The organism is Levilactobacillus tongjiangensis (assembly GCF_003946345.1).
Classification (GTDB): Bacteria; Bacillota; Bacilli; order Lactobacillales; family Lactobacillaceae; genus Levilactobacillus; species Levilactobacillus tongjiangensis.
Map to the genome: position 1 here is coordinate 1 of NZ_RHNY01000037.1, position 4377 is coordinate 4377.

Consider the following 4377-nt stretch of genomic DNA (forward strand, 5'->3'; position numbering starts at 1 on the left):
TACCCAAAGTAATCACTCCCTATATTGGTTGGAATTAGCTACTACCATTGTAAGTGATTGCTTTGGGCTTTTTAATTTCTGTTCGGATTAATTATAGAATTTGCCTCCACTGGATTGCAAGGTGAACATCCTGCTGTTCAATGGCTTTTAAAATGTTTTGATGAATGATGGGCTGATCACTGTGAAATTTAAGCTCGATAAACTGCTTACCGAAGCGATCGTTGAATGACTGCCAAAAGTGTTCGTAAATTGTCGCAATCACGCTGTTATGGGCGGCTTCAATAATTGCTTCGTGAAATTTTTCGTCCGCCTGACGATAGGCTTCGATTGAATGACGTTTGGCAGCTGCCGCCCGAATTTCGAGATAATAGCCCAGGGCCTTCAAATCGGTTGCGTTCCGGTTCAGGCAGGCAAGGTTGACGATGCTGATTTCCAAGGCCTTGCGGGCTTCGTAGGCTTCAATTGCCGGCGCTTCCCGTAACGCTTTTGAAATGGTTGGGTCGGGCAGGGTGTCGTGGATTACGGTGGTGCCCTTTCCCTGAATAACCTCGATTAAGCCGAGGTTGGCGAGTACTTTGATAGCTTCGCGGATTGTTGAACGGCCGACATTGTATTGCGCCATTAAGTTCGGTTCGGTGGGGAGCCGATCACCAACTGCTAATTCGTGGTTTAAGATGGCGGCTTCGATTTCCTGGGAAACCTTATCCGCTAAACTCTGGGACTTTGATTGATTGTTCTGGATGGTTGGCACTTCCTAACACCTCATTAAAGCTTACTTTTTTCCTCGTCATAACCTTCCAACAAGTTGGCATAACGAGCTAATGCAAATAGATAGTCTGAAAGCCGGTTCAGATATTCGAGAATTTCTTCATTCAATGGCTGGGCCTTATCGTTGAGTTCAACGACTAATCGTTCGGCCTTCCGAGCTAATGCCCGGGCATACTGCAACGCGGCCCCTGACGGGTTACCACCAGGGAGGATAAACGCTTTGATTACAGGTAATTTGGCCATGATGGCATCGATTTCGGTCTCTAACTGCTTGGTCTTCTCGTCAGTAATTTCATGGTGGCGCTTGACGGTGATGTCCGCTTGCAGTTCGTAAAGGTTGTGCTGGATGAGATTAAGTTTAGGCGCTAATTCTTGAGCTTTGGGTGACAAGATTGAGATCACATAACCCAACCAAGAGTCCAGTTCATCGATGGCCCCAAGCGCTTCAATCTGTAAGTCATACTTTGGGACCATTCGACCGGTGACCTGCTTGGTTTTACCGTGATCACCGACTTTAGTGTAGATTTTTACCATGTGTGTCGCTCCTTTGGATGTAAGGGTCAGTAGATTTATCATAAGCTAATTTTGCGCATTTTGCGATAATTAATTTTGGAAAATGAAAAATTTGTGGCACCTAATGAGGCTGCCGACCGGTAATGATTGCCTGCACAAATGCAGAAAGGCGCTCGTGGCCCATCATAAATAATTTAAAATGGAGAATCCGCATTTCGCCCTTTTCCCGCCGAATTTCGTGATGGTATTCGCGGTTGATTGATTTAATCCGGCGTTGTTCTTCTCGAGGGGAATTTTGCGGGTCGGGCGTGTACGTGCCAAACACGGATTTGTCGATAAAGCGAATATTGCGAAGAAACTCCTCACGCTGTTTTTCCGTCTTCTTGAATGGGTTCAAATGATTACCTCCTCACATAATGGTAATTTAACGCTGCTAATCGCGACCGTCAAGCGCCCAGGACGGGTTTTCGCCAAACAAAAACGGAAACCTTTGGTCAGATTTCCGTTCTTGGATCACCGCCGTAAAATGGGTGATTGGATGATTCAAATTTAAAAGATCATTATTACTTAATTGGGCAGGCGCCGCCTTCACAGTCGGTTTGACCGATAATTTCGGCACCCTTTTGATCATGGTTACCGCTCAACTGTTCAAATGTCCGTTGAACGTCACCGTGGATCTGCATGACCTTTTCTTCGTAAACTTTTGGCTCGATTGGTTCCTTAGGAGCTTGCTTGAATTCGTTACCAACGTAAGGCAATAACGACGTTGACTTAGTGGTGAAGCGGTACTGCTTCATCAGTGGGGCAATCTGGTCGCCTTCATCTGGTTGGAATGTAACGGTACAGCTAACCGCGTTATCGGACCAGTAAGTCTGCAGGAATGCCTGGGTGGCAAATTGTTCAGCAATCGAAACGTTCCCAGCTGAAGCAAAGGCTTTGCTGTCAGCGTGAGCAGCGCGGATTGGGAATTCAGCAACCATGGTGTTCTTGGAGTAAACGTCCTTTTCAACGTGGTAGCCGCAAGCTTTCAATGCTGGCAGCAACGGATCAGAATCTTGGAACCGGATTCGTTGAATCAGGTAAGGGGCGTAGTGGAAGTGCATGCCTTCCGAAACGCCGGCTAATTTAGCAACGGTCCCTGATGGCTTAACGGTTGTGTGTTTGAGGGAGGTGTTGCAGCCTAGTTCATCTGAGTAGTCCTTATCAGCTTTCACAACGGCCTTGTATAAACCATCAACCATTTTAACCGCACGTTTGTCGTAAATCGGCTTCTTGATTGCTTCGCCGGTTTCAGGATCCTTGGCGTCTTCGTAACCAACAACGACCCGGTTACCTAATTCGCTTAAAATCCAGTCTTGAATCCCGGACATTGAGATACCAATCCGGCGATTCTTCTTGATTGCTTTACGAGAAACTTCCCAGTCGTATGGGCTGAAAGTAACCCGTTTGGAGAAACGAGTCCCCAAAGCAAAGGCTTCATCGAGGTCCCAATTTTGCTGGCTGGCAACGTAAGGGAAGACTTCAAAGAGGTTACATGGTTCACCGTTTGAAAGTGAAATTTCACCACATGGGTTAGTCCCCTCAACGTTTGGATCGATGTCCTTTTGCAAGCCGTCGATTTTCCGGCCGTAGTTCTTGGATAATTCCAAGTTCACGATGCCGGGTTCGCCATTATGTTGAATGGAATCGGCGATTGGGCCGTAATTGCTGAATTTTGAGTCAACGGCAACACTGTTGTTAGAAGCCCAACGGTGATGCATGAGCTTTTCTTGGTCCTGCTTCATGGTGATGAAATCCTCATCATCGGCGGAGCCCAATGCTAATTCGGCAGAACGGCGAACGTTTCCGGCAACAACGGTCTTACCAATCATGTTGCCAATATCGGTCATGTCAACGGATGACAAGTGACGACGAACGCGGGCGTTCAAAATCTTGTTAATGTCAAATAGCATTTCAATGAGCGGCATTGGACCAGAGGCAGTTCCACCAAAGCCCTTGATCTTAGCACCCTTTTCACGGATGTCACTCATATCAAGAACCAGGTTCTTTTGACCCTTTGGATTAGTTGAAGCAAAGTGCAGGTCAATCAGATGCGCATTTGAAAGAACCCAGCCTTCGCGGGTATCGGGCAGGCGATAGTAAGCTGCATCGGTAATTGAATGCTTCTCAAAGTAGGCGTCCTTGTCAACGGCCCCCATTTTGAGGGAAGCATCATAGGATTTACTATTCTTGTCAATCACGATGGTTAAGTTGACTTCGTTGTTGACCAACGGAATCTTATGAACGTTTTCTTTAACGACAGAAAAACCGACACCGCCGCCCTTCATTAATTGGTCAAACATGAAGGAGTATGGCATTGAAACGGCTGGCTGATCCTTCTTCAAATATTCGGACATAATGTGGCTGTCACCGTATGGTTGTGGGCGAATGCCGATAAACCAACAGTTGTTCAGGGCATCTCCGTTGCGAGCCTCATAAGGGGTTCCTGAGATCCACAGGTTTCGACCTGATGGGGTGGCAGCAAGGCCGTAGATTAATTTGTAAAGCTTCTTGGCTTCGTCGGTTAATTCACTGACTACTTGGGGATCCACATTGTTTTGGTGAAGTCGTGGGTCGAGGTTGATATTGCCCTCGACAACCCGCTTAACGGTTTCGTCCCAGTTCTCTGTCCGCTGCTTCTCTGGGATCCAACGGGCGTAAGTTCTCTTATATGTAACCCAGCCTAATTCGCCCCAGTGCGGTGTGATTTCGCTTTTTACTCGATTTATAAATTCATCAGATAGTGAAACTGATGAAAGTTTCATTGCTTGCATAACGATTCCTCCCGTACTTTTCATAAGTATTTCTTGTACTCATATTGACTTTGTTTCAGTCGCTTTTGATCGATTCGACACTATATATAGTATCTCGATGCGGACTGATAAGCAATATATTGTGCCTAAGAGAAATCGTCAGATAAACCGATGAACCGCGAGGCGACAAGGCTTGGCGTGGATAAAAAATATTTTGGGTTTAAAAATGGCAGATTGCAAGAAATAACTTGAACAAATTTAGTAACGCAGATCACGCAAAAAGATCTCAATCGGTGTTCGCCAA

4 protein-coding genes are annotated in these 4377 nt (G+C 46.2%); all 4 read right to left on the reverse strand.

Annotated features, from left to right (window positions below; all coding sequences use genetic code 11):
• Nucleotides 1–91 precede the first annotated feature (91 nt).
• On the reverse strand, nucleotides 92–751 hold the full coding sequence (locus EKM75_RS12570) for a FadR/GntR family transcriptional regulator (protein WP_071665520.1): 660 nt from the start codon (nucleotides 749–751) through the stop codon (nucleotides 92–94).
• A gap of 14 nt (nucleotides 752–765) precedes the next feature.
• On the reverse strand, nucleotides 766–1302 hold the full coding sequence (locus EKM75_RS12575; protein ID WP_071665521.1) for a cob(I)yrinic acid a,c-diamide adenosyltransferase: 537 nt from the start codon (nucleotides 1300–1302) through the stop codon (nucleotides 766–768).
• Between the two features lie 100 nt (nucleotides 1303–1402).
• Complete coding sequence (locus EKM75_RS12580) at nucleotides 1403–1678, reverse strand: hypothetical protein (protein WP_008210697.1); 276 nt, start codon at nucleotides 1676–1678, stop codon at nucleotides 1403–1405.
• Nucleotides 1679–1844: 166 nt separating this feature from the next.
• Complete coding sequence (gene nrdJ / locus EKM75_RS12585) at nucleotides 1845–4094, reverse strand: ribonucleoside-triphosphate reductase, adenosylcobalamin-dependent (protein WP_125694943.1); 2250 nt, start codon at nucleotides 4092–4094, stop codon at nucleotides 1845–1847.
• Between the last annotated feature and the right edge of the window lie 283 nt (nucleotides 4095–4377).

Bases quoted from the DNA above. Each gene is read 5' to 3' on its own strand.
- EKM75_RS12575 (WP_071665521.1), bottom strand. From the start codon at position 1,302: ATGGTAAAAATCTACACTAAAGTCGGTGATCACGGTAAAACCAAGCAG.
- nrdJ (WP_125694943.1), bottom strand. From the start codon at position 4,094: ATGCAAGCAATGAAACTTTCATCAGTTTCACTATCTGATGAATTTATA.